The organism is Xanthomonas sp. NCPPB 901, from assembly GCF_056725085.1.
Map to the genome: position 1 here is coordinate 2,367,100 of NZ_CM161511.1, position 23,978 is coordinate 2,391,077.

At 65.7% G+C, this 23,978-nt stretch carries 18 protein-coding genes and 3 pseudogenes; 16 read left to right on the plus strand and 5 right to left on the minus strand.

Annotated elements, in window-relative coordinates; translation table 11 throughout:
* Positions 1-10: 10 nt before the first annotated feature.
* The 5 genes from der (at position 11) to AC1PME_RS09825 (ending at position 6,734) form a co-directional block, all read left to right on the plus strand.
* The gene (gene der, locus AC1PME_RS09805) at positions 11-1,408 is read left to right on the plus strand and encodes a ribosome biogenesis GTPase Der (RefSeq protein WP_307550257.1); all 1,398 of its coding nucleotides are present in this window, start codon (positions 11-13) and stop codon (positions 1,406-1,408) included.
* A gap of 7 nt (positions 1,409-1,415) precedes the next feature.
* Complete coding sequence (gene mobA, locus AC1PME_RS09810; RefSeq protein ID WP_481097976.1) at positions 1,416-2,018, plus strand: molybdenum cofactor guanylyltransferase; 603 nt, start codon at positions 1,416-1,418, stop codon at positions 2,016-2,018.
* The gene (locus AC1PME_RS09815) at positions 2,015-3,232 is read left to right on the plus strand and encodes a molybdopterin molybdotransferase MoeA (RefSeq protein WP_481097977.1); all 1,218 of its coding nucleotides are present in this window, start codon (positions 2,015-2,017) and stop codon (positions 3,230-3,232) included. The genes mobA and AC1PME_RS09815 overlap by 4 nt, the downstream gene beginning before the upstream one ends.
* 51 nt (positions 3,233-3,283) lie before the next feature.
* Positions 3,284-4,420 (plus strand): molybdopterin-synthase adenylyltransferase MoeB, encoded by a 1,137-nt coding sequence (gene moeB / locus AC1PME_RS09820; protein WP_481097978.1) that lies wholly within the window; start codon positions 3,284-3,286, stop codon positions 4,418-4,420.
* Positions 4,421-4,886: 466 nt separating this feature from the next.
* Positions 4,887-6,734: a monovalent cation:proton antiporter-2 (CPA2) family protein gene (locus tag AC1PME_RS09825; RefSeq protein ID WP_307550265.1), complete on the plus strand. Its 1,848-nt coding sequence runs from the start codon at positions 4,887-4,889 to the stop codon at positions 6,732-6,734.
* A gap of 255 nt (positions 6,735-6,989) precedes the next feature.
* On the opposite strand, the gene AC1PME_RS09830 is transcribed toward AC1PME_RS09825, so the two are convergent.
* Together AC1PME_RS09830 and AC1PME_RS09835 are read right to left on the minus strand one after the other, a co-directional pair.
* Complete coding sequence (locus AC1PME_RS09830; RefSeq protein WP_307550267.1) at positions 6,990-7,763, minus strand: alpha/beta hydrolase; 774 nt, start codon at positions 7,761-7,763, stop codon at positions 6,990-6,992.
* 2 nt (positions 7,764-7,765) lie between these two features.
* Complete coding sequence (locus AC1PME_RS09835) at positions 7,766-8,062, minus strand: DUF1244 domain-containing protein (RefSeq protein WP_254457880.1); 297 nt, start codon at positions 8,060-8,062, stop codon at positions 7,766-7,768.
* 51 nt (positions 8,063-8,113) lie between these two features.
* Between AC1PME_RS09835 and folD the strand changes: the two genes are divergently transcribed.
* The 6 genes and pseudogenes from folD to AC1PME_RS09865 form a co-directional block, all read left to right on the plus strand.
* A complete protein-coding gene (gene folD, locus AC1PME_RS09840; RefSeq protein ID WP_254457881.1) occupies positions 8,114-9,025 on the plus strand; it encodes a bifunctional methylenetetrahydrofolate dehydrogenase/methenyltetrahydrofolate cyclohydrolase FolD in 912 nt (303 codons plus the stop codon).
* 171 nt (positions 9,026-9,196) lie between these two features.
* Positions 9,197-10,654 carry an IMP dehydrogenase gene (gene guaB, locus AC1PME_RS09845; RefSeq protein ID WP_254457882.1) on the plus strand — a complete coding sequence of 486 codons (1,458 nt, stop codon included), beginning with the start codon at positions 9,197-9,199 and terminating at the stop codon, positions 10,652-10,654.
* Between the two features lie 100 nt (positions 10,655-10,754).
* On the plus strand, positions 10,755-12,320 hold the full coding sequence (gene guaA, locus AC1PME_RS09850) for a glutamine-hydrolyzing GMP synthase (RefSeq protein WP_481097979.1): 1,566 nt from the start codon (positions 10,755-10,757) through the stop codon (positions 12,318-12,320).
* A 290-nt stretch (positions 12,321-12,610) separates the two neighbouring features.
* Positions 12,611-13,531: pseudogene (locus AC1PME_RS09855) on the plus strand (integrase arm-type DNA-binding domain-containing protein); the annotation flags it as partial.
* Between the two features lie 55 nt (positions 13,532-13,586).
* Positions 13,587-13,967, plus strand: a pseudogene (locus AC1PME_RS09860) (replication initiator protein A); the annotation flags it as partial.
* Position 13,968: 1 nt separating this feature from the next.
* Positions 13,969-14,118 (plus strand): annotated as a pseudogene (locus tag AC1PME_RS09865) (DUF2274 domain-containing protein); the annotation flags it as partial.
* Between the two features lie 44 nt (positions 14,119-14,162).
* Here AC1PME_RS09865 and AC1PME_RS09870 read toward each other — a convergent pair.
* Positions 14,163-15,854, minus strand: a complete 1,692-nt coding sequence (locus AC1PME_RS09870) for a hypothetical protein (protein ID WP_481097980.1) — start codon at positions 15,852-15,854, stop codon at positions 14,163-14,165.
* Between the two features lie 173 nt (positions 15,855-16,027).
* Between AC1PME_RS09870 and AC1PME_RS09875 the strand changes: the two genes are divergently transcribed.
* Positions 16,028-16,426 carry a very short patch repair endonuclease gene (locus AC1PME_RS09875; protein ID WP_481098095.1) on the plus strand — a complete coding sequence of 133 codons (399 nt, stop codon included), beginning with the start codon at positions 16,028-16,030 and terminating at the stop codon, positions 16,424-16,426.
* On the opposite strand, the gene AC1PME_RS09880 is transcribed toward AC1PME_RS09875, so the two are convergent.
* Positions 16,368-17,399, minus strand: coding sequence for a DNA cytosine methyltransferase (locus AC1PME_RS09880; RefSeq protein ID WP_481097981.1), 1,032 nt, complete (start codon positions 17,397-17,399; stop codon positions 16,368-16,370). The two genes, AC1PME_RS09875 and AC1PME_RS09880, sit on opposite strands and share 59 nt — an antisense overlap.
* A 92-nt stretch (positions 17,400-17,491) precedes the next feature.
* Here AC1PME_RS09880 and AC1PME_RS09885 point away from each other — a divergent pair, with 92 nt between their 5' ends.
* Together AC1PME_RS09885 and AC1PME_RS09890 are read left to right on the plus strand one after the other, a co-directional pair.
* On the plus strand, positions 17,492-19,735 hold the full coding sequence (locus tag AC1PME_RS09885; RefSeq protein WP_481097982.1) for a sensor histidine kinase: 2,244 nt from the start codon (positions 17,492-17,494) through the stop codon (positions 19,733-19,735).
* Positions 19,736-19,752: 17 nt separating this feature from the next.
* A complete protein-coding gene (locus AC1PME_RS09890) occupies positions 19,753-20,817 on the plus strand; it encodes a response regulator (protein ID WP_481097983.1) in 1,065 nt (354 codons plus the stop codon).
* A 227-nt stretch (positions 20,818-21,044) separates the two neighbouring features.
* Here AC1PME_RS09890 and AC1PME_RS09895 read toward each other — a convergent pair whose 3' ends face one another.
* Entirely contained in the window at positions 21,045-21,773 is a 729-nt protein-coding gene (locus AC1PME_RS09895; protein ID WP_481097984.1) for a TetR/AcrR family transcriptional regulator, read from the minus strand.
* A 101-nt stretch (positions 21,774-21,874) separates the two neighbouring features.
* Between AC1PME_RS09895 and AC1PME_RS09900 the strand changes: the two genes are divergently transcribed.
* Both AC1PME_RS09900 and AC1PME_RS09905 read left to right on the plus strand, forming a co-directional pair.
* Positions 21,875-22,762: an NAD-dependent epimerase/dehydratase family protein gene (locus AC1PME_RS09900; protein WP_481097985.1), complete on the plus strand. Its 888-nt coding sequence runs from the start codon at positions 21,875-21,877 to the stop codon at positions 22,760-22,762.
* Complete coding sequence (locus AC1PME_RS09905; RefSeq protein ID WP_481097986.1) at positions 22,763-23,896, plus strand: FAD-dependent oxidoreductase; 1,134 nt, start codon at positions 22,763-22,765, stop codon at positions 23,894-23,896.
* Positions 23,897-23,978: the final 82 nt, after the last annotated feature.

Consider the following 23,978-nt stretch of genomic DNA (forward strand, 5'->3'; position numbering starts at 1 on the left):
GGATGTCGCGATGCTGCCGCTGGTCGCCCTGGTTGGACGGCCGAATGTCGGCAAGTCCACGCTGTTCAACGCGCTGACGCGCAGCCGTGACGCGCTGGTCCACGACCAGCCCGGCGTCACCCGCGATCGCCACTACGGGGTGTGCCGGCTGGCGCCGGACACCCCGTTCGTGATCGTCGATACCGGCGGCATCTCCGGCGAAGAGGAAGGCCTGGCCGGCGCCACCGCCGAGCAGGCGCGGGCCGCGGCCGGCGAGGCCGACCTGATCCTGTTCGTGGTCGACGGCCGCGAGGGGTCGTCCGCGCTCGACGACGAGATCCTGGCCTGGCTGCGCAAGCTGGCGCGGCCGACCCTGCTGCTGATCAACAAGATCGACGGCACCGATGAGGACCAGGTACGCGCCGAGTTCGCGCGCTACGGCCTCGGCGACGCCATCGCGGTCTCCGCGGCGCACCGCCACGGCCTCGACGACCTGCTCGACGAAGTCCTGGGGCGGCTGCCGGAAGAGGGCGCCGGCGAGACCCTGGACACCGATCCGGCGCGCATGCGCATCGCCTTCGTCGGCCGCCCGAACGTCGGCAAGTCGACCCTGGTCAATCGCCTGCTGGGCGAGGAACGCATGATCGCCTCCGAGGTGCCCGGCACCACCCGCGATTCGATCGCGGTGGACCTGGAGCGCGACGGCCGCCTGTACCGGCTGATCGACACCGCCGGCCTGCGCCGTCGCGGCCGGGTCGAGGAGGCGGTGGAGAAGTTCAGCGCGTTCAAGACGCTGCAGGCGATCGAGCAGTGCCAGGTGGCGGTGCTGATGCTCGATGCCGGCGAAGGCGTGACCGACCAGGACGCGACCGTGCTCGGCGCGATCCTCGATGCCGGCCGCGCTCTGGTGGTGGCGATCAACAAGTGGGACGGGCAGAGCGACTACCAGCGCGCCCAGGCCGAAGACCTGCTGTCTCGCAAGCTCGGCTTCGTCAGCTGGGCCGAGGCGGTGCGCATCTCCGCCAAGCATGGCTCGGGCATGCGCGAGCTGTTCCAGGCGATCCATCGCGCGCACGCCTCGGCGGTGCGCGAGTTCAGCACCAGCGAGGTCAACCAGGCGCTGGAAATCGCCTACGAGAGCAATCCGCCGCCGAGCATCCGCGGACACGTCTCCAAGCTGCGCTACGTGCATCCGGGCGGCAGCAACCCGCCGACCTTCATCGTCCACGGCACGCGCCTGAAGGTGCTGCCGGAATCGTACAAGCGCTACCTGGAGAACTTCTTCCGCAAGCGGTTCAAGCTGGTCGGCACGCCGGTGCGCTTCCTGTTCCGCGAAGGCGCCAATCCGTACGAAGGCAAGAAGAACGTGCTGACCGAGCGCCAGATCGCCAAGAAGCGGCGCCTGATGAAGCACGTCCGCGGCAAGTAGCCGCGCGATGGACCCGCAGCGCGCGATCACCCTGGGCATTCTCGCCGGCGGCTGCGCGCAACGCCTGGGCGGCTGCGACAAGGCCTGGCTGCAACGCGACGGGCAGGCGCAGGTGCAATGGCTGCTGCAGGCGTTGGCGCCGCAGGTGTCCGCGGTGCTGGTCAGCGCCAACCGCAGCCTGCCGCGCTATGCCGCTCTCGGCCTGCAGGCGCTGCCGGACCGCGTCGCGGCGCCGGCCGAGGCGGAACGTTCGCTGGGACCGATCGCCGGGCTGGATGCGCTCGCCGCCGCCTGCGCCACGCCCTGGCTGCTGACCGTGCCGGTCGACCTGTGCCGCTTGCCGCCGGACCTGCCGGCGCGGCTGGCCGCCGCCGCGGGCGAGGACGGCACGGTGGTCGAGGATGCCGCCGGCGCCCAGCCGCTGGTGGCGCTGTATCGGCTTGCGGCGTTGTGCCCGGCGCTGGACCAGGCGCTGGCGGCTGCCCGCTACGCGCCGCGCGCCTTGCAGCAACGTCTGCGGATGCGGCCGTTGGTGTTGCCCGACGTCGTGCTGGGCAATCTGAACACGCCGCAGGATCTGGTTGCAGCGGGTATCCTGCCGCCACCATGACCGACTATCCCTCCCGGATCGCCTACACCGACGCGCTGGCGATCGTCGCCGCCGCCGCGCATGCCCGTCCCGTCAACAGCGAGCGCCTGGCCGCGTCGCGCGCCGATGGGCGCATCCTGCTGGAACCGCTGGATGCGCCGATCGACCTGCCGCCGTTCGCCAATAGCGCGATGGACGGCTTCGCGCTGCGCCACGCCGACCTGACCCCGGGGGCGCCGACCGACTTGCGCCTGGCCGGCGAGCAGTTCGCCGGCGCCGATCGGCAGCAGGCGCTCGCGCCCGGCGAATGCCTGCGGGTGACCACCGGCGCGCCGCTGCCGGCCGGGGCGGATACGGTGGTGATCAAGGAGAACGTGCACGAGCACGATGGTCTCGTGCAGGTCCCGGACGGGCTCGTTGCCGGCGCGCACGTGCGTGCGCGCGGCGAGGACGTGCGTGCCGGCGAGCGCGTGCTGGAGGCCGGCATGCTGCTGACGCCCTCACGCATCGGTCTGGCCGCGGCCTTGGGCGTGGACCAGCTGACGGTGGCGGCGCGGCCGACCGTGGCGGTGTTCGCCACCGGCGACGAACTGGTCGAGCCGGGCCTGCCGTTGCAGCCGGGGCAGATCTACAACAGCAACCGCGACATGCTGATGGCGCAGCTGCGCCTGCTCGGCCTGGCGCCGACTGCCTGGCCGACCTTGCCGGACGATCCGCAGCGCATCCAGGCCATGCTGGCCGATGCGGCCTCGGCGTTCGATGTGGTGCTGACCTGCGGCGGCGTCTCCGCCGGCGAGAAGGACTATCTGCCGCGGCTGCTGGCCGCGCACGGCCGCATCCTGTTCTGGAAGGTGCGCATGCGCCCAGGCATGCCGCTGCTGTTCGGCGAGTGGGACCGCGCCCTGTTCCTGGGCCTGCCGGGCAATCCGGTGTCGGTGCTGGCGACCTTCCTGGCGATCGGGCGGCCGTTGCTGGATGCGCTGCAGCGTCGTGGCGAGCCGCACAGGGCCTGGCGCGCGCGGCTGGCGACCGGCTGGGACAAGCGCCACGACCGGCTGGAGTTCCTGCGCGGGCGCATGCGCTGCGACGCGCACGGGCAGCTGTGGGCCGAACCGAATCCCGCCGACGGCTCGCATCGCCTGCGCGGCGCCGCCGACAGCGACGTGCTGTTGCGGCTGGAGGAGGGCGCGCGCCAGTTCCAGGCCGGCGACGTGGTCGAGGTGGTGCCGTACTGAGCCACGGCGCGCAGGGCGGACGTGCGCCGGGTTTGCGCCGATAATGCGCGCATGGGCATTCGAGAACTGACCCCCGCACAGGCGCAGGCACGGCAGGCGCAAGGCGCGCGCCTGATCGACATCCGCGAGGAGCACGAGCGCGCCACCGGCATGGCCGCCGGCGCACAGGGCGTGGCGCGCGCGCAGTTGCAGGCCGACCCGGCCGCCTATCTCGGCACCGACGCCGAGGTGCTGCTGATCTGCCAGAGCGGCAAGCGCTCGCACGACACCGCGGTGTTCCTGGCTCAGGCCGGCTACACGCAGGTGGCCTCGGTGCTGGGCGGGACGACGCGCTGGCAGCGCGAGGGGTTGCCGTTGCAGCGGCCGGCGCTGGCCCCGGAGCAGGACGACTTCTTCGACCGCTATTCGCGGCATCTGCGCCTGGCCGAAGTCGGTGTCGATGGCCAGCGCCGGCTGCAGGCCGCGCGCGTGCTGCTGGTCGGCGCCGGTGGCCTGGGGTCGCCGGCCGGTTTCTACCTGGCCGCGGCCGGGGTGGGGCGGTTGCGCATCGCCGACGACGACGTGGTCGAGCGCAGCAACCTGCAGCGGCAGATCCTGCATGGCGATGCGCGGATCGGCCAGGCCAAGGTGGACTCGGCGGCGGCGAGCCTGGGCGCGCTGAACCCGGGCGTGCGGGTGGAGGCGGTCCGCGAGCGGGTCACCGCGGACAACGTCGAGCGGCTGCTGCAGGACGTGGATGTGGTGCTGGACGGCTCGGACAATTTCCCCGCGCGCTACCTGCTCAACGATGCCTGCGTGAAGCTGGGCAAGCCGTTGGTGTACGGCGCGGTGCAGCGCTTCGAGGGCCAGGTCAGCGTGTTCGATGCCGGCCGCCGGCGCGGCCAGGCGCCGTGCTACCGCTGCCTGTTCCCGGAGCCGCCGCCGCCGGAGTTCGCGCCGAACTGCGCCGACGCCGGCGTCCTCGGCGTGCTGCCCGGCATCGTCGGCCTGCTGCAGGCCAACGAGGTATTGAAGCTGCTGCTCGACATCGGCGAACCCTTGCGCGGGCGCCTGCTGCACTTCGACGCGCTGGCGATGCGTTTCCGCGAAACCCGCCTGTCCGCCGATCCGCAGTGCCCGCTGTGCGCGCCCGGCCGGCCGTTCCCCGGCTACATCGACTACGCGCGGTTTTGCGGCGCTGAGGGCTAGCTGCAGCCGTGCGTCAAGCCCTCTCCCCCGGGAGAGGGGTTGAGGTGAGGGTAGGGTGCGAAGCGCCTCGCGATGCCGGCCTGCGCTGGCCTTCGCTGTGCGCAGCGGCAGCCGCACCCTCATCCGCCCCTTCGGGGCACCTTCTCCCGATGGGAGAAGGAAGGCGCAAGCCTCTCTCCCCCCGGGAGAGGGGTTGGGGTGAGGGTACGGCGCGAAGCGTCTCGCGATGCCAGTCTGCGCTGGTCTTCGTTGCGCGCAGCGGCAGCCGCACCCTCATCCGCCCCTGCGGGGCACCTTCTCCCGGTGGGAGAAGGAAGGTGTGGGTTGTGTCGATCGAACGACCGTCCGGCGCACGAACGCACGCATGTCTCGCGAGAAGCACATTGCGCGCAGCACGCAGTGCGCCGCGTCTCAGGTCGCATTCCGATCCATGGGGATGCTCCGGCCTTGTGCGTAGAATCGGCGCATGACCAGTCCAGCCGACAGCAGCGAGTTGATCAAGGTGGTGGCGCTGCTCGGCGCGGCCGTGGTGGCGGTGCCGGTGTTCCGCCGGCTCGGCCTGGGCTCGGTGCTCGGCTATCTCGCCGCCGGCCTGGCGATCGGTCCGTTCGGCCTGGGCTGGTTCTCCGATCCGCAGGCGATCCTGCACGTCGCCGAACTGGGCGTGGTGATGTTCCTGTTCGTGATCGGCCTGGAGATGCGGCCATCGCACCTGTGGAGCCTGCGCAAGCAGATCTTCGGCCTGGGCGCCGCGCAGATCCTCGTCTGCGCGAGCGTGCTGACCGGCGTCGGCCTGGCCTTCGGGTTTCCGCTGCCGGTGGCCTTCATCGCCGCCTCCGGCTTCGTGCTGACCTCCACTGCTGTGGTGATGCAGTTGCTCGGCGAGCGCGGCGACCTCGCCCTGCCGGCCGGGCAGAAGATCGTGGCGATCCTGCTGTTCGAGGACTTGTTGATCGTGCCGCTGCTGGCGGTGGTGGCGTGGATGGCGCCGGTGCCGACGGATGCGTCGGCGCCGTCGCGCTGGATCGGCATCGGTGTCGGCGCCGCCGCCATCGTCGGCCTGCTGGCGGCCGGGCGCTGGCTGCTCAACCCGCTGTTCCGGCTGCTGGCCGCGGCCAAGGCGCGCGAGGTGATGACCGCGGCGGCCCTGCTGGTGGTGCTGGGTGCGGCGCTGCTGATGCAGCTCGGTGGGCTGTCGATGGCGATGGGCGCGTTCCTGGCCGGCGTGCTGTTGTCCGAGTCGACCTTCCGCCACCAGATCGAAGCCGACATCGAACCGTTCCGCGGCATCCTGCTGGGGCTGTTCTTCCTCGGCGTGGGCATGGCGCTGAACCTGGCGGTGGTGGCCGCCAACTGGACCCTGATCCTCAGCGGCGTGCTCGCCTTCATGGCCGCCAAGGCCGCGTGCATCTATCTGGTCGCGCGGCTCACCGGCAGCGGCCATGCGCAGGCGCTGGATCGCGGCGTGCTGATGGCGCAGGGCGGCGAGTTCGCCTTCGTGCTGTTCGCCGCGGCCAGCGGCGCCGGTGTCATCGACGCGCAGATCAACGCCAACCTGACCGCCATCGTGGTGCTGTCGATGGCCCTGACCCCGTTGTTCGTGTTGCTGTACCGGCGCTGGGCGCCGGTGGAGGCGCCGTCGATGGAAGGCGTGGATCCGGCCGACGGTCTCACCGGCAGCGTGCTGATCATCGGCTTCGGCCGCTTCGGCCAGGTCGCCAGCCAGTCGTTGCTGGCGCGCGACGTCGACGTGACCATCATCGACAACGACATCGAGATGATCCAGAGCGCGGCCAAGTTCGGCTTCAAGATCTACTACGGCGACGGCACCCGCCTGGACGTGCTGCACGCTTCCGGCGCGCACAGCGTCCGCGCCATCGCGGTATGCGTCGATAGCCGCCAGGCGGCCAACCGCATCGTCGAGCTGGCCAGGCACGAGTTCCCGCAGGCCAAGCTGCTGGTGCGCTCCTACGACCGCGAGCACGCGCTGGAGCTGATCGCCGCCGGCGTCGACTACCACATCCGCGAAACCTTCGAATCGGCGGTGGAATTCGGCCAGGCCGCGCTGATCGAACTGGGCATGGACGAAGGCGAGGCCCGCGCCATTGCCCGCGAGATCCGCCGCCGCGACGCCGAGCGGCTGGAACTGGAGATCGCCGCCGGCACCGTGCGCGCCGGCGCTGGCCTGATGTACGGCAACATCACCCCGGCGGTGCCCACGCCGACCCCGTTCACGCCGCCGCGGCGCGAGAGCCGCAGGCTCAATCCGGAAGGCGTGCCGGCGGAGGCCGGCGAGCAGCGTCGCGGCGATTAGCCACGGCACGGCACCCTGTCCACGGTGCCCTAAGCGGGAGCGATTTCAGTGGCGACCAAGCATTGCTGGTAGAGCCCGTCGCGGCTGAAGCCGCTCCCACAGGGGGTGTGGCGAGCCCGCCGCGTGCACTGTGGGAGCGACGTCAGTCCCGACGCAGCGGGCCATCGGAAAGCACACACCACCTCGCGTGTCGCGGCTGCATGACAGTTGACTCCCACAATTATCTGCCGAGTACGCCGCTTGAGCGATGTCGCCTCAGCGCAAGAACGCCTGCAGCGCCTGCACGTAGCCTGGATCGGCGCTGATGTCGTTGTGGTCGGCCTGCGCGAACGCGACCACGCTCGGGCGTTGCGGCAACGCCTTGAGCAGGGCATCCGTGCTGGCCGGCGGCACCACCTGATCGCGGCCGGCGCGCAGGATCAGCAGTGGGCCGCGATAGGCGCGCAAGGCGCGCGCAGAGTCGTAGCGATCGCGCAGCAGCCAGCGTACCGGCACCCACGGATAGTGCGCCTGCGCCGCCGAGACCAGGCTGTCGAACGGCGTCACCAGCGCCAGCCGCGACACCGCGCGGCGCGCCGCCAGCTGGCTGGCCACGCCGCTGCCGAGGCTGCGCCCCAGCACCGCGATCTGCGCCTGCGGCTGCGCGGCGCGCACGTGGTCGTACAGCGCCACGGCGTCGCCGACCAGCGCGGTCTCGCTGGGTGTGCCATCGCTGGCGCCGTAGCCGCGGTAGGCCAGCAGGTAAAGACTGTAGTCGGGCAGGGCGGCCTGCAGCTGCGCGCGCGCCTCGCGCAGATCCTCGGCATTGCCGCCGAAGTACAGCAGCACCTTGTCGCGGCCGGGATTGACCCGCCAGCCGCGAACCTGCACGTCCGCGCCGCGCCGAAGCGCGATATCGGTCTGCGCCGGCGCGACCCGCGTGCTTTGCGGGAAATACAGCAGGTCGCGCTGGCCCAGGTAGAGCAGGGCGCAGACCACCAGATAGGCGGCGACGAGGATGGCGAGCGCGACTCCGGCGAAGCGCAACATCGCTAGCCGTGCTTGCGCTGCGCCTCGGCGAAGGCGGCCAGTTGTTCCGGGGTGGCCTCGGCCTGGTGCTGCGCCTTCCAGTCGGCGAACGGCATGCCATAGACGCGTTCGCGCGCCTGGTCCTTGCTGAGCACCTCGCCTTCGGCCGCCGCCGCCTCGCGGTACCAGTCGGCCAGGCAGTTGCGGCAGAACCCGGCCAGGATCATCAGGTCGATGTTCTGCACGTCGGGGCGGTCCTGATTGAGGTGCTGCAGCAGGCGGCGGAAGGCGGCGGCTTCGATGCGGGTGGTGTCGGTCATGGCGGAATCGGGGACAATGGACATCCCCCGACTCTACACCCGCCCGCCCCGATGACCGATTCCGCGCCCGTCTCCTCCGTCCCGGCCCGCATCCTCGACGGGCGGCGCATCGCCGAAGACCTGCTCGATCAACTCAAGGCACGGGTCGATGCGCGGCTGGCGGCCGGGCAGCCGCGGCCCGGGCTGGCGGTGGTGCTGGTGGGCGGCGATCCGGCCTCCACCGTGTACGTGCGCAACAAGCGCCGCGCGGCCGAGAAGGTCGGCATCGAGGCGTTCGACTACGACCTGCCCGCAGGCACCAGCGAAGCCGAGCTGCTGGCGCTGATCGACCGGCTCAACGCCGATCCCAAGATCCACGGCATCCTGGTGCAGCTGCCGCTGCCGGGCATTCCCGATGCCAGCCGGCTGATCCACCGCATCGATCCGCGCAAGGACGTGGACGGCTTCCATCCGGAGAACGTCGGCCACCTGGCGCTGCGCGAGTTCGGCCTGCGCCCGTGCACGCCACGCGGCATCGTCACCCTGCTGGCGCATACCGACCAGCCGGTGCGCGGGCGCAACGCCACCATCGTCGGCGTGAGTAACCACGTCGGCCGGCCGATGGCGCTGGAACTGCTGATCGCCGGCTGCACGGTCAGCTGCTGCCACAAGTTCACCCCACCGGACGTGCTGCAGGCGCGGGTGCGCGACGCCGACATCCTGGTGGTGGCGGTGGGCCGGCCGGGGCTGATCCCGGGCGAATGGGTCAAGCCGGGCGCGGTGGTGATCGACGTCGGCATCAACCGCCTGGACGACGGTCGCCTGGTCGGCGACGTCGGCTTCGACGCGGCGGCGCAGCGCGCCAGCTGGATCACGCCGGTGCCGGGCGGAGTGGGGCCGATGACCGTGGCGACGCTGATGCAGAACACGATCGAGGCCGCTGAGGCGGCGGGAATTCGGGAGTCGGGAGTCGGGATTCGCTAAAGCAACAGCAAAGGGCGATCCCGGGTGCATCCGGGATGGCTTGTGGCGCCCACGGCAACCATACGACGGCTGCTGTGGAAGGCTCTGTTCTTCCGAATCCCCACTCCCGAATCCCCAATCCCCGCCGCAAATGCGTTAAAATGCCGCGCTTCCCCACACTCGGGTCCGCCGATGCTACGCATCCAGGCTGAAGCTCTCACCTACGACGACGTCTCGCTCGTCCCCGCCCATTCGACCGTCCTGCCCAAGGACGTCAGCCTGGAAACCCGGCTGACCCGCGACCTGCGCCTGAAACTGCCGATCCTGTCGGCGGCGATGGACACGGTCACCGAGCACCGCCTGGCGGTGGCCATGGCCCAGCTCGGCGGCATCGGCATCATCCACAAGAACCTGACCCCGGCGCAGCAGGCGGCCGAAGTGGCCAAGGTCAAGAAGTTCGAGGCCGGCGTCATCACCGAGCCGTTCACGGTCAGCCCGGACACCACCATCGGCGAGGTGCTGAAACTGACCCGCGCCCGCAACATCTCCGGCGTGCCGGTGGTGGACGGCAGCGAGCTGGTCGGCATCGTCACCAGCCGCGACATGCGCTTCGAGAAGAAGCTCGACGATCCGGTCCGCCACATCATGACCAAGAAGGATCGCCTGGTCACCGTGCGCGAAGGCGCCAGCGACGAGGAGGTGTTGCAACTGCTGCACCGCCACCGCATCGAGAAGATCCTGGTGGTCAACGACGGCTTCGAGCTGCGCGGCCTGATCACGGTCAAGGACATCCAGAAGAAGACCGACAACCCCAACGCCGCCAAGGACGCCGCCACGCGGCTGCTGGTCGGCGCCGCGGTGGGCGTCGGTGGCGACACCGAACAGCGCATCGAACTGCTGGCCGCGGCCGGCGTGGACGTGGTCATCGTCGACACCGCGCACGGCCATTCGCAGGGCGTGATCGAGCGCGTGGCCTGGGTCAAGAAGACCTACCCGCAGCTGCAGGTGATCGGCGGCAACATCGTCACCGGCGACGCCGCGCTGGCGCTGATGGACGCCGGTGCCGACGCGGTCAAGGTCGGCGTGGGCCCAGGCTCGATCTGCACCACGCGTGTGGTCGCCGGCGTCGGTGTGCCGCAGATCACCGCGATCGACATGGTCGCCGAGGCGCTGCAGGACCGCATCCCGCTGATCGCCGACGGTGGCATCCGCTATTCCGGCGACATCGGCAAGGCGCTGGTCGCCGGCGCCTCCACGGTGATGGTCGGCGGCCTGTTCGCCGGCACCGAGGAAGCCCCGGGCGAGGTCGAACTGTTCCAGGGCCGCAGCTACAAGAGCTACCGCGGCATGGGCAGCCTGGGCGCGATGGAGAAGGGCAGCAAGGACCGTTACTTCCAGGACGCCTCCGACGCTGACAAGCTGGTGCCGGAAGGCATCGAAGGCCGCGTGCCGTACCGCGGCCCGCTCAGCGGCATCATCCACCAGTTGGTCGGCGGCCTGCGCGCGACCATGGGCTACGTGGGCTGCGCCACCATCGAGGACATGCGCACCAAGCCGAAGTTCGTCACCATCACCGGTGCCGGCCAGCGCGAGAGCCACGTCCACGACGTGCAGATCACCAAGGAACCGCCGAACTACAGGATGGGCTGATGCCCATCCGGGAATGGGGAATCGGGAGTCGGGAATCGATGAACCAGCGTCTGCACCGCTTTGCCCATTCCCGATTCCCCGTTCCCGATTCCCGGCCCAGATGACCAACATCCACAGCGACAAGATCCTCATCCTCGATTTCGGTGCGCAGTACACGCAGTTGATCGCGCGGCGCATTCGCGAACTGGGCGTGTACTGCGAGATCTGGGCCTGGGACCACGATCCGTCCGAGATCGCCGGCTTCGGCGCCAAGGGCATCATCCTCTCCGGCGGCCCGGAATCGACCACGCTGCCGGGCGCGCCGGCCGCGCCGCAGGAAGTGTTCGACAGCGGCCTGCCGATCTTCGGCATCTGCTACGGCATGCAGACCCTGGCCGCGCAGCTCGGCGGCGCCACCGAGGCGGCGGACCAGCGCGAGTTCGGCCATGCCGAAGTCAACGTGATCCACCCCGATGCGCTGTTCAAGGGCCTGAGCGACCACGGCGGAGAGCCGCGCCTGAATGTCTGGATGAGCCACGGCGACCACGTGTCGCAGGTGCCGCCGGGCTTCACCATCACCGCCGTCACCGACCGCATCCCGGTCGCGGCCATGGCCAACGAGGCCAAGCGCTGGTACGGCGTGCAGTTCCATCCGGAAGTCACCCACACCCTGCAGGGCCAGACCCTGCTGCGCCGCTTCGTCGTCGACATCTGCGGCTGCCAGACCCTGTGGACCGCGGCCAACATCATCGAGGACCAGATCGCCCGCGTGCGCGCCCAGGTCGGCGACGACGAGGTGATCCTGGGCCTGTCCGGCGGCGTGGATTCGTCGGTGGTCGCCGCGCTGCTGCACAAGGCGATCGGCGACAAGCTGACCTGCGTGTTCGTCGACACCGGCCTGCTGCGCTGGCAGGAAGGCGACCAGGTGATGGCGATGTTCGCCGAGCACATGGGCGTCAAGGTGATCCGGGTCAATGCCGCCGACCGCTACTTCCAGGCGCTGGCCGGCGTCAGCGATCCGGAAGCCAAGCGCAAGATCATCGGCAACCTGTTCGTGGAGATCTTCGACGAAGAGTCGAACAAGCTCCGCAACGCCAAGTGGCTGGCGCAGGGCACCATCTACCCGGACGTGATCGAATCGGCCGGCAGCAAGACCGGCAAGGCCCACGTCATCAAGAGCCACCACAACGTCGGCGGCCTGCCCGAGCACATGAAGCTGGGCCTGGTCGAGCCGCTGCGCGAACTGTTCAAGGACGAGGTGCGGCGCCTGGGCGTCGAACTCGGCCTGCCGCGCAGCATGGTCTACCGCCATCCGTTCCCCGGTCCCGGCCTGGGCGTGCGCATCCTCGGCGAAGTGAAGCGCGAGTACGCCGAACTGCTGGCCAAGGCCGACGCCATCTTCATCGACGAACTGCGCAAGGCCGACCTGTACGACAAGACCAGCCAGGCCTTCGCCGTGTTCCTGCCGGTCAAGTCGGTCGGCGTGGTCGGCGACGCCCGCGCCTACGAATGGGTGATCGCCCTGCGCGCGGTGGAGACCATCGACTTCATGACCGCGCACTGGGCGCACCTGCCGTACGACTTCCTCGGCACCGTCAGCAACCGCATCATCAACGAACTGCGCGGCGTCTCGCGCGTGGTCTACGACATCTCGGGCAAGCCGCCGGCGACGATCGAGTGGGAGTGAAATCAGGTCCTTCGGGGACTATCGCCAGCAATCGAGAAGTGCCATAACATATTGATTTTAAAGGAAATAAGTCACCGTGGCTATCGCCGGTCAGCGAAATAGGTTGACGGTAGAGCTGACGGTACGAACCGGAGGTCTGATCAAGACCCTCCCGTTTACTATTGAGACCAAACCGGTCTTTGACGGTAAAACACTCCTCAGGAAAGCTTGTTTCATGCGGCTTTCCGGGCATCGACGGGTCTCCTGACCCCTGACGGTAAAAGCCGTCACGAACAGGAGGAAAACCCTCGATGTTGACCGACACTGCACTGCGCAACCTGAAGTCTAAGTCCTTGACTTACAAGGCTTCCGACCGGGATGGGATGTACGTGACGGTATCGCCCGTCGGTACCGTCACCTTCCGCTACGATTAACGTCTCAACGGGCGCCGTGAGACCTTGACCATCGGGTGCTATGGTCCAGGCGGCATCTCCCTGGCGATGGCCCGCGAAAAGCTGCTCGACGCCAAGAAGGCCGTCGCTGCGGGCCGCTCCCCGGCGCTGGAGAAGCAGCGCGAGAAGCGTCGGCTGACCGCGGCCAAGAGCTTTGGAGATGTGGCGCTCAAGTGGCTGACGGACGCCAAGATGGCCGACAGCGCGCGCGCGATGCCCAAGCACGTGGTCGACCGCGACATCCTGCCCGTGTTCCAGAACCGGCTGCTCAACGAGATCACCGGTGATGACCTGCGGGCCCTGTGCCACAAGGTGAAGGCGCGCGGGGCGCCCGCTACGGCGGTGCACGTCCGCGACATCGTGAAGCAGGTCTATGCCTTCGCCGTCCTGCATGGCGAGCGGGTGGACAACCCGGCCAACGACGTGGCGGCGGCCTCGATCGCCACCTTCGTACCGAAGGACCGGGCGCTATCGCCGACCGAGTTCCGGTTGGCCTTCCACCAGTTGGAGTCCATCGCGACCTTGCAGCCTGCCGCCGCACCCACCACTGCGGTGGCCCAGCCCCAGCGCTATCTCACCAACGACGAAGCCGCCGCGTATCTGCGCCTGTCGCCGCGCACGCTGGAAAAGCAGCGCGTGATCGGTGGGGGGCCGAAGTTCCGCAAGTTCGGCCGCCGCGTCATGTATGCCGTGGCCGACCTCGATGCCTGGGCCGCCGGTCGCAGTTTCGAGACGACGTCCGACCCCGCCTACGCCGACCACCACGCGGCCGACAGCCGTGCGCGCTGAGCGGGGCGCGCGGGGCGCCGTCGCCATGTCCACCCCGGAGCTGCCCATGCTGCAGCGGCCCTTGCAGGAGCGCGACCAGCTCGACCTGTTCCGCGCCTTGCCCGGCGACATGGCGCCGCGCGACAGCCAGGACCTGATGGCCTATCCGTTCTTCTCGCTCGCCAAGTCCAAGCGGGTCCAGCCCATCGACTTCCGCGCGGGCAACGTGACGATCCGTGTGGAAGGCACGGCCCAGCACGGCATCGCCACGATCTGGGATGCCGACGTGCTGATCTGGGCGGCCTCGCAGATCGTCGAAGCGCAGGACGCGGGCCTGCGGCCCTCGCGGCCGATGCGTGCCACGCCCTACGAGATCCTGCGTTTCATCGGGCGCGGCAAGTCGCTGCGCGACTACCAGCGCCTGAAGGCCGCGCTCGACCGGCTGCAGCCTGAAGGCCGACCTTGACCGTTACGCCGCACTGCACGCGCAGACGTACGGCGAGGCCGTCGATGCCGTGACGTTGATCCCGCACATGCTGGAGGCTTTCGTGGCGAGGGATCGAGGGTTCCGTCGATCTTCCAAGGAGCGGATTAGGCCGCATACGACGCAGTCGAGCCCAATTGCTGGCATGGAGAAGAGTCCTCAATCTTGCCCCAACGAAACTCTGATTTGTAGCGTGACTCGCAGCCCACGGAACTGAAATTCCATTTCGGTTGTTTCAGATGACTCGAATTGCGCTTGTAGGTGATGGATCGTGATCGGTATCTGCGAGAGCGGGTTCTTATCCATGGCTTCGCTGCCCATTGCATGTATGATCTCCGGCCAGCCTAGCCAGGATGCACGTTGATCTTGGCCGCTGTCTCCGGCGAATCGGGCAGCATATTTGGCGATCACATAGAGCAGGGGAGGCCGATCCGATTCCGGTGCCTCGATCCGGAGTTCGCGGAGTATCTCGGCAGACGTTCGTCCATCAACCCACGCCCAAATCCGTTCGACCCATTCGTTGGCTTTGCCTATGTTGCGCTTGCGGCTCTCCCGCTCTGCCAACGAGAAACCGAAGACATCGTGCCATTTGAGCTGCGCTAGCACGGCAAGGCCGGTCTGCATGTCTACGATGATCGCATCCACGTCAGTCAACATGGAACCATCCGGTCGATACAGCCTGTAGCCGCGTAGCGGGACCTTGAACCGGGGCGAAGGAAAGACTCTGGCTATATCAGCGCGGAAAACGGCTTCTCGACGATCGACGCCGCTGTCCCAATCCTTTCTGTAGGTACTCCGGAGATGCCGGAAGAGGGCGAAGTACGGGTTGGTCAATGCGCCAAAGCATGGCAGCAGGACGAAGTTCTTTCCGAGATCGACGTAGAACGACGTGGGCGTCTCGTAGGCGTGTTCCCAGTCATCCAGGCCGTCGATCGCCAGCGTCAGCGCGCGCATCGTCGGCGGGATGCGATCCCTTTCAAGCCCGGCCTCTTCCCAGACGGCTTCCACGTCTTCCCTGCGTGCAAAAATCGTAAGAATGTCCCTTAGGACGATGGATGGCCTCTTCTCCTTCAGCATGGCCGCAAAGTCCATGTGGGCGAGGACTCTCCCTAGTGCCTGCTCGCAGGCTTCCTTCCATTCGCCGAAGCAGCGGTCGCCGATCCTGACGTCGTCCGGAAGCGCCTCGGCTTCGAGAATGCCTCGTCCCAGTGACTCGGCTTTTTCCCGGTAGGCCGTCACGATCTCCCAGTCGTTCTCGTACCGGATGAACCAGTTGTCATGTACGTCGACATACCTTCTCATCCTGGCGTGGATCTCTTTCCATTGTTCTGCAGAGCGCTGTGGAGAAAAATCCTGGCCGTTGTACGTTCTGCGTAGGGTAAACAGGAGCGCCTGTTCTGCGGCGCTTCCTGCTGTCTCGATCCTGATATGACCGGAGCCGATACGCTCCGTGCGTGCGAGTCCGTAGCGTTCGAGTGCAGCCAGTCGGGAAAGGAACACCAACTGTCCGCACGACAGCAGATAGGCGTAGGAAAACTCGGCCACCTTCTGGTGGGTGGGGGCGAAAGGAACTCCATCACCCTGGTCCCTTACTGCGGAAAGCAATGGCCGCAGGGCGTATGCGGTACCCATTCGCACCATCGTGCGGTTTAGCTGTCGCTGGATGGTCGCCCTGTCGCTTGAGGAAGACGGATCCAAGTAGGACGCCGTGGCAACGGAGTCGAGCGCCCTCACGAGTGCAATGAGACCTTCCTTCTCATGACCCCGCCAGATGTAAGCTGCATGAGCCTGCAGATCGCGCAAGCTGGTGAACAATGCCTGTTCCGCGTCCGAGAGATGCTGTCTCTTCATGTATGCAGTCTAACGACGACGATGCCTTCCGTGGTAGGAAGCACCTCTTCATGGAAACTCGGCTTGCCGGGGATGCTTTGCGCGGAGCTTTATTCTGTGCAGCGTATTTTTGTGTGTCAGAGCGATACGGAGGCTGTATGGATATCGTGACTCCCGAGGTCAGGAGCCAGATGATGCGAGGAATTCGTGGCAAGGACACTGGCCCCGAACGATCGGTACGGTCCGCCGCTCATTGCCTTGGCCTGCGGTTCAGACTTCACGTGCGTGAACTTCCCGGGCGGCCGGATATCGTGTTTCCGAGCCATAAGACCGTGATCTTCGTGCATGGCTGCTTCTGGCACCGCCACGATTGCGGCTTGGCGGCAACGCCGAAGACGAGAGAGGACTTTTGGCAGAAGAAGTTCGCAGCTAACGTCTCCCGCGATGCCCGGAAGAGGGAGGAACTGGAGCGCGCCGGCTGGCGTGTCGTGGAGATATGGGAGTGTGAGACCCGCGATACGGTGGCGCTGTCGCTCAGACTGTCTGCGATCTTCGGGCGTCCACGTCCGGTACCGGCTGAAGGCTCATCGTAGCGCCGGCGGGATGCATGTTCGTGGCCTCCTGAAGGCACCTGACAATGTTCTCGACGACCGAGGCGCATACACCGTTGCCGCACAGCTTCACTTTCTCCCGTCGGCTTCCGACGGGGAAGTGGTGGTGGTCCGGCAGTGACATTGCCCGGGCAAGTTCGGTCGGTTGCAGCATGCGCATCACGTACCTGTTGCCGCTCTTGCGGACAAGAGCGAACCGGTCGATCGTCGTCACTGTCCGAAGGGGCTGATCGAGGGTCTGCCAGCTTTTTTCCCCACCAGAGCCGTAATACACAAGCAGGAACTCTGCATTGGCTCCCAGGGTCTTGATCGCATTCCGGGCTCTGGCGGCGGTGTTCTCGGCGCGGCCCTCAACAAAGAGCGGGGTTTCTGGCCAACTGCCTTCCGGATCAAGAATGTCCCTGACCGTCTTCCTGTGAGTGTCCGGGGCAGGGCGGATAGATGGGGGGGGCATATTCAGCCCTCCGATCAGGAACAGTCGGACACGGGCCTGTGGTGCGCCGAAGTCAGCGGCGTTGACTACTTCCTCGCGCATCTGGTAGCCCAGAGCCTTGAGCATGTCGATCAGCTCCTGGTATCTCGTCCAGTTCTTCATCTCCTTCACGTTCTCAATCACGAACCAGCGCGGCTGCAGGGCGGCAATCCACTGCACGGTGTACATCGCTGTTTCGCGGCTCTTCTCATCTCTGGGTGCAGATCCCTTTGCCACCGAGTGGTTGGTGCACTCGGGTGACGCCAGAAGCACGTCAACGCTACCTGGTGTTGCATAGACTAGCGGATCGATCTCCTCGATCCGCTGATTCAGTACCGTGGCGGAAGGAAAGTTGGCCTTGTAGGTATTGCAGGCGATGTCCCAGAGATCAACGGCAACCAGCGGTTGCAAGCCGGCCGTCACTGCTCCGCGCGCCCCGAGTCCGCCACCGCAAAACAGGTCTACAAAGGTTTTGATTGCCATCACAGAGGTCCCCAGTCCTGTTGCCTTGGAGCCAGGCTACCAAGTCAATGGAAGAGTGACCAGGCTATCCTGCAAAATATCGTTACTGATGCTTGGAAAAATGGTATCAAAGCAACAAAACGGGAGAGTTTATGCCACGGTTGAGACCTAGGGCAAGAATAGTCCGGACGATCGGGGACCAGCTCATCAGCGGTCCAGAGGCGGCACTCATCGAACTGGTCAAGAACGCCTTTGATGCCGACTCACCCTACGTGCATATCGCGATCGTTCCGCCTGAGGACGGGCGCTGGGAAGGAGATGCCGGTGTCATTACGGTGAAGGATGCCGGGCACGGCATGTCAGCTGCGGACCTTGTAGACAAGTGGTTCGAACCTGCAACCTCCGACAAGGTGGAGCGGCGTCTCAGCCCCAGTGGTCGCACGATGCTCGGCGCCAAGGGCGTCGGCCGTTTCGCGACAGGCAGACTGGGGCGGCTGCTCCACCTCCGCACAGCGCACAAGACCTCGGGGCGCCGGCTCGAGGTCAGCGAAATCGACATCGACTGGCGACGCTTCGAGCAATCCAAATACCTTGACGAGGTAGAGATTGACTTGACCACCAGACCTGGTGTGCGTGGAGAGGTCCCCGGGGTGGAGCTGCAGATCAGGGCGCTGCGGGATAATTGGACCAGGAAACAGCTGGAAGCCCTGGTTCGCGAATTGCGTCGCATGGTGTCGCCCATCGCGACCAAAGAAGGGGACTTTCGGATATACCTCGATCTATCGGGGTTCAAAGAGGAAATCCACGGTTTTGACGGCCCGCCGCTAGTTTCTGGTGCACTGGACCTCATCGAAAGCGATGATTCTGCCTCACGGGACCCGACCGAGATCCGGCCGCTCAGCATCGATCGTGTCTTCCACTACATGGTCAAGGGCTCTTTCGACACCAAAGGCTGTTTCAAAGGCACTTTCGTCAACCAGCGTGGAGATGCGAAGCCCCAGCCCATCGAGATTCCCGCATCGGAACTGACTCCGGAAGAGGCGCCCTGTGGGAGGGTCGGCCTGAGGCTGAACATCTACGATCGCGAGGGTGATGCGATCGTGGAGCTTTTCGAGAAGCTAGGCCTGGGTTCGATCGGCCGCCTTGATGCGAGAAGAGTACTCGACGAGAGCATCGGGATAGGCATTTACCGGGGCGGGTTCCGCATACGTCCCTATGGTGATGCGGAAACCGACTGGCTTGAACTGGAGCGCATGCGTGTCCAGAACCCTTCGAGAAAGCTGGGCTTGAACCAGGTGTGGGGAATCGTGGAGATCCCTGATGAAAAGGTGTCGGGCCTTGTCGAACGTAGTAGCCGGGAAGGTCTTGAGCACAATGGCTCATTCGTTCGGCTCAAGCGACTGATAGCTGACGTGCTTGCGCATGTCGAATCGATGCGACAGGACTTCCGGCAGAGTGCTGGGCTCAGCAGGAAGACCAGCGTTGACACCGATGAAGTCAGGAGCAATGCCAGTCTGCGTGCAACGAGCAGAGTGGTCGCAAGCCTGCCGCCCAGGTACCGGGAGAAGATGGAGCGCGCTATCAAGCAAGACAGCGCCGCATTGAAGACGTCGATCGACGAGCTTGAGACCTATCAGCAGGCTCTTGCTTCCAGGTCAACACTCGGTCTGGTCGTGGCCCAGGTGCTGCATGATGGCCGCCGATTCCTCTCTGATATATCCACACGTTCTAAAAGACTCGTGGATGGAGCCCCCCGACTTGAGGAACAGAGTGCCTTCGGAAAGCACTTCCGTGGCTCGTTCGGGAAAGAGGCTGGTTCGATCAGCCAGTCATCGGGGCATCTCAGCAGACTGTTCAAGTCGCTTGATCCCGTTTCGGGAAAGAAGCGTGGGCGCCCCAAAGCGTTCAATGTCCAGGAGGTATTACGTCGGTGTGTGGCTCTATTTGGCGATGCGATTAACGACACGGCTATCGAAGTGATCTATGACCTGCCAGAGCAGCAGATTGCGCCCGTCGTCGGTTACGAGTCTGACCTCATGGCTGCAGTTCTCAACATCATTGACAACGCCGTCCATTGGCTTGGAACGAGTCCGACGAGGCCGAGAAGGCTTGTCTTTTCCATCAGCCAATCGAAGAAGTACGTCCGCGTTTCTATCTCGAACAACGGTCCATTGATCGACGAACGGTTCCATGCGCGGATGTTCAGCCCGGGCTTCTCCCTCAAGACCGAGGGTTCTGGTATCGGGCTGGCCATAGCTAGGGAAGCGATGCGGGCAAGCAAGGGGGATGTTGCCTTTGACGCTGAGGCGGATCAGACAACTTTCGTGATCGAGATGCAGAAGGCGCCACTTAAATGACATCACCAATCGCAGAATTGAAGATCCTCATCGTCGAAGACGAGGATTCGAAGATATCCGAGTGGGAGGACGCGATTGCCGCCCACAATGCGGATGAGGAAAACAAGGGCTTCCGAGTCCAGATGGCAACGTCCAAGAATGTTGCCGATGCCAAGCGACAGCTTGATCTGCATCGACTTGACGCCGTAGTCGTGGATCTCCGTTTGCAGGTCGAGCTTGGTGTCAATGACAACAACAGCCAGGGCAATGACTTGGTCCGCCACATTCTGGCGGCCCAACCTCTTGGCGTAGTGGTCTATACCGGACAACGTGCCGATGCCGATACAGGAGGCTATGACTGTCCGCAGGTCAGAGTCATGGACAAGGCCGATGGTTTGCCGCAGGTCTTCACTTGGCTCGGTGAGAACAAGGATGTCTTCCTGCGGCTGAGAGGCGCAAAGAGCGCATTCAACCGAGAGACAGCCAAGGTTTTCTTTCGTTCGATCTGGCCGCGCTGGAGTCACTGGACCAGTTCAACAGTTCAAGGGGCGGATCTGACAGAAGTTGTTGCTCGCCACGTCGTTGCGCACGTGCATGATTCCATGTTGAACGCCGGTGGCGATGCAACCCATCCGGAAGAGGCGTATTTCGTTCCTCCGTTGAAAGCGCGGCTCGATACTGGTGATCTCGTTCAGCACGACGGCGGCACATGGGTTGTGGTTACGCCGCGCTGTGACTTGGCCAACCAGGGGAAGGTTGCCACGATACTCTTGGCGTCATGCGAGGATATTTCTGCCAAGTGGAACGAACTGCAGGGCAGCAGTAACGCCAAAAAGGCTGAAAGGGAGATGAAGAAGCTGGTACAGCACGAGGGGACGCCCAAGCAACATTTCTTGCATCCGATGCGGGATGTTGCAGGTCAGGCCAGAGGTCCATGGATGGTCCAGTTTCATCACCTGAAAGCTATGGCGGCTGAGCAGGCATTCGATGAACTGACGCCTCTTCGTTTTGCCTCGCTGTCCCCATTGTTCATCCCCTCCTTGGTAGAACGGTTCGGTGCCTACTTCAGTCGGATAGGAACCCCGGACTATTCAAGTGATTGAGTTGAAAGTGCCCGTTGCTGATCCCAGCGGGGCATGCAGATCACTCATGGCATGCCCTTTTAATCAGGCGAAGAGCAGGGTTCCATGGCAAGTTCGGGCGCGCTAAGATGCAACCTGATCGACGATAAGGTCAAAGGTGTCGCTGCCGCGCAAATCGCTCCATAACCCGCGCCAGCAAAAGATTTGCGCCTTTGACGGTAAAAGCGACGGTAAGGCCTGATGTCGATCTAAACCAATCCCTTTAGCCATGCGGGTTTGGACGGCTTGTTGATGATGGAGTGGGAGTGATCGCGCGTCATTCCCGCGATGAGGATGTCGATGCCGGCGAGGAAGTCGGCGCGATCGTCATGGGCACGGAGTTGCGATCCGACGGTTTGCGCGAACGGATAACTCGCCGGATCGAGCGCTGACCAGCTTCCCGCCAGCGCCGCCAGTGCCTCGGTTCTGTCCAGGGCGAGCGCGCGTGCGGCTTGCGCGTTGGCGGCGTTCTGGACGCCCACGCCGACGATGTAACTGAACACCGCCATCGCCGAGGCCCATTCCTTGTCAGACGGGACGCCAAGGGCACGGACATGTTGGCCCACAGTGTCGAAAACGCGCACTAGTGGGGATTGACCCGGCATCCGGGTCAGCGCGGCTCCCACCCAAGGATGCGCGTCGAACGCGTCGAACATCCCCAGGGCGAATGCCCTGATCGAACTTCGCGGATCCTCGGCGGACACGCTGTCGCGATGCACCTGGGCGATGACCGCGTCCGAGGCGGCGACCATCAGATCGTTCTTGTTGGAGATGTAGCCGTAGATCGCACCTGAGCCGGTCGTCAGCTGCGTGGCGAGCGACTTGAAGGTGAGCCCCGCCTCACCATCGCGATCAAGCAGGTCGATGGCGGCTGCCACGATCTGCTCACGCGAAAGCGCCGTGTGCCGTCTCCGAACCTTTCGCTTTGTCTGCTTCATGCGGCATCGTTGCATTTTTGGAACGACATTCCAAGTTGACAGCAATGGAATGCCGTTCCATTGTATTGGAACGGCATTCCATGCGTAGACGAGGAGGATCCGTGGCCATCTTTGTGACCGGCGCAGCCGGTTTTATCGGGGGCGCCGTCGCGGCCCGGCTTGTGGCTGACGGGTATCAGGTGCGCGGGCTGATTCGGGACGAGGCGAAGGCGGAGCAGCTTGCGCGCAGGGGCATCGTGCCGGTGCTCGGCCATCTGGACGATCGTGATCTCATCGTCCGCGAGGCGTACGCCTCCGATGGTGTCGTCAACGCGGCCGACAGCGATCACCGAGGGGCGGCGATGGCCCTCATCGAAGGGCTCTCCGGGTCGGGCAAGCCGCTGTTGCAGACCAGCGGAACCGGCCTGTACGCGCAGGACACGCGTGGCGGGGCGTCCGAGCAGACCTATGACGACGACGCGCCGCTGCCCTCCGAGGTGGAGTTCGGCGATCGCGCCAGCATCGATCGGCACATCCTGGACGCCGCCGCGCGCGGCGTCCGGTCCATCGTGCTGTGCAACAGTTGCATCTACGGCTGGGGCGCAGGCCTGCACCGGGAAAGCATCATGGTGCCGCGGTTGAAGCGGCAAGCGGAGAAGGATGGCGTCGCACGTTTCATCGGGAGCGGCGCCAACGTTTGGTCGAACGTCCATATCGGCGACCTGGTCGACCTCTACATGCTCGCATTGGACAAGGCGCCGGCTGGCAGCCGCTATTTGGTGGAGAACGGCCAGAACACCTTCGCCGACCTGGCCCGGGCCATCGCCGATCGTCTCGGCCTCGGCCAAGCGCAGTCCTGGTCGGTTGAAGAGGCGGCCGCGCATGTCGACGAGACCTATGCCTTCGTCTTCGGCTCGCACTGTCAGGTGCGGGCAACGCGCGCACGCGCCGAACTGCGGTGGCAGCCCAAGGTCGGCGCGATGCTCGACTGGATGCGGCAGGAGGGTTGAATGGCGCAGCGTCCACACCAGTGTTCCATCGCCATCATCGGCGCGGGGCTCGGCGGGCTCACGCTTGCCCGGGTCCTGCATCTTCATGGGATTCCCGCGACGGTCTACGAAGGCGAGCTCTCGCCCGACGTGCGGCCGCAGGGCGGCCAGCTCGACATTCACGAACACAACGGCCAACGCGCGCTCCAAGCAGCGGACCTGGTCGAGGAATTCCGCGGCATCATCCATGTGGGAGGGCAAGCCTCGCGGGTGCTCGACAAGGACGGTAGGGTGCTTCTCGACGAGCCCGATGACGGCCACGGCACGCGGCCGGAGGTGCAACGGGGCGATCTGCGCCGCATCCTGCTCGATTCCCTGCCTGCCGAGCTGATCCGCTGGGGGCAGCGTCTCTCGAGCGCGGCGTCGATCGGCGGCGGGCGGCACCGGCTCCATTTCACCGATGGATCGAGCATCGACACCGATCTGCTCGTAGGCGCCGATGGCGCATGGTCGAAGGTCCGGCCGCTCCTGTCGGCCGCAACGCCAAGCTATACCGGGACGACCTTCCTGGAGACCTATCTCCACGATGTCGATACCCGACACCAGGCGGCGGCCGCCGCAGTGGGTGCCGGCGCCATGTTCGCGCCGGCGCCAGGCAAGGGCATCTTCGCGCATCGCGAGGTCAACGCGGTGCTTCATGCCTATGTCGCGTTGAACCAACCGGAGGATTGGCTAGGCGATTTCGCCGTCGGGGACAGATTCCTCACTGAATTCAAGGACTGGGCGCCGGCGCTGACATCGCTCATCACCGACAGCGATACGACACCGATCCTGCGCCCGATCCATACGCTGCCGATCGACCATCGTTGGGACCCTGTGCCGGGCGTGACGCTGCTCGGCGACGCGGCCCACCTGATGTCGCCGTTCGCCGGCGAGGGGGCCAATCTTGCGATGTTCGATGGCGCTGAACTGGGCAGGGCCATCGCGGCCCATCCGGACGACATGGAGACCGGGCTGCGCCTGTACGAGTCGGCGTTGTTTCCCCGGAGCGCCGCCGCTGCCGCGGAAGCCGCGCGCAATCTGAGGGTGATGTTCGACGACACCGCACCGCAGAGCCTGCTCGCTCTCTTCGCGGGTGATGCATCCGCGACATGATCGAGGGCCGGGGATGGCCGTCGCTCCACGACATCGCCGGTCCGCAAGAGGACGAGGGCCGTTCGCAAGGATCCTCGGTTCT